The organism is Actinoplanes sp. NPDC048791 (assembly GCF_040650095.1).
Lineage (GTDB): Bacteria > Actinomycetota > Actinomycetes > Mycobacteriales > Micromonosporaceae > Actinoplanes.
This window is the reverse complement of the sequence record NZ_JBEZGQ010001560.1, coordinates 1-1,399: the sequence shown is the minus strand read 5'-3', so window position 1 is coordinate 1,399 and position 1,399 is coordinate 1. Positions and strand designations below refer to the sequence as shown.

Annotated in this window: 1 protein-coding gene and 1 pseudogene; both read left to right on the top strand. The window is 72.8% G+C overall.

Annotated features, from left to right (window positions below):
* Positions 1–1,064 (top strand): alpha/beta fold hydrolase (locus tag AB0C29_RS48470; RefSeq protein WP_360835139.1); only part of this gene is annotated, 1,064 nt, incomplete at its 5' end.
* Positions 1,065–1,163: 99 nt separating this feature from the next.
* Positions 1,164–1,399, top strand: a pseudogene (locus tag AB0C29_RS48465) (hypothetical protein); the annotation flags it as partial.

The following is a 1,399-nucleotide window of genomic DNA, read 5'->3' as shown; positions in this document are numbered from 1 at the left end:
ACGGCTGGCTCGGCCGGGCCCTGCGCACCCACCGGGTGCTGCTGCTCGACCAGCGGGGGACCGGGCGCAGTTCGCCGGTCACCGCCCGGACCGTGGCGGGTATGGCACCTGAGCAGCTCGCGGCACACCTGCGGCTCTTCCGCGCCGACAGCATCGTGGCCGACGCGGAGATCGCCCGGGCCCGGATCGCCGGCGGCGCGCGGTGGGACACCCTGGGGCAGAGCTACGGCGGTTTCATCACTCTCGCCTACCTCTCGCGGGCGCCCGAGGGACTGCGCACCTGCTACGTGACGGGCGGCCTGCCGGGCATCAAGGCCACCGTCGACGACTGGTACGCGCGCACCTACCCACGCGTGGCCGCCCGCAACGCCGAGTACTACCGCGCGTACCCCGGGGACGCCGCAGCCGTGCGCCGGCTCGCCGACCACCTCGACGACAACGAGGTCCGGCTGCCCGACGGCGACCGGCTCACCGCCCGCCGCCTGCGGTTCCTGGGCAACTCGTTCGGAATGAGCGACGGCTACGCCAACCTGCACTGGCTGCTCGACGAGGCCTGGCACGGCGACCAGCTGGCCGACGGCTTCCGGTACGCGGTGATGGCCACGACCGGCTTCATCGACATCCCGATCTTCGCGTTGCAGGAGTTCACCTGTAACCCGGACGGCTCGGCCACCGGCTGGGCGGCGGAACGGGCCCTGGCCCGGCACCCGGAGTTCGCCGCCGACGCCGACCCGCTGCTGTTCACCGGCGAGATGATGTATCCCTGGATGTTCCGGGAGATCGCCGCGCTCCGGCCGTTCGCCGCGGCCGCCGACCTGCTGGCCGGCTACGACGACTGGCCGCCGCTGTACGACCTCGACCGGCTCGCCGCCAACGAGGTCCCGGTGCACGCGGCGGTCTACTTCGACGACATGTACGTGGACGCCCAGCTCCAGCTGGAGACGGCCCGCGCGGTCGGCAACACCCGGGTGTGGGTCACCAACGAGTACGAGCACAACGGTCTGCGCGTCGCCGGCGACCACATCCTCGGCCACCTGATGGGGATGGCCGCGGGCCGCCACTGACGCCGCGTTGGCGCCCACTGACGTCGCGTTTGCACCATCTGCGGAGCTCGCCGCCGACCGGCCCCGGGCGGGCGCGGCAGGCGTACGGTCGATCGCACTATGGAACTGCACTGGTGGTCGGTCGAGGTCCTCGACGGCGCGACGCTCTCGGCGGCGCGCTGGCAGGACGCGCACGGCGACGCCCTCACCGAGGCGGCGCTGACGCACGGCGCGTACGAGTGGCACTGGCACGAGTATTCGTGGGGCGTGCTGTTCGAGATCGCGTTCCGTGGTGACGGGCAGTGGCCGGTGTTCCGCGAGCTGCCGGGCGTACGCGCGGCGCTGGACGCGGTGCC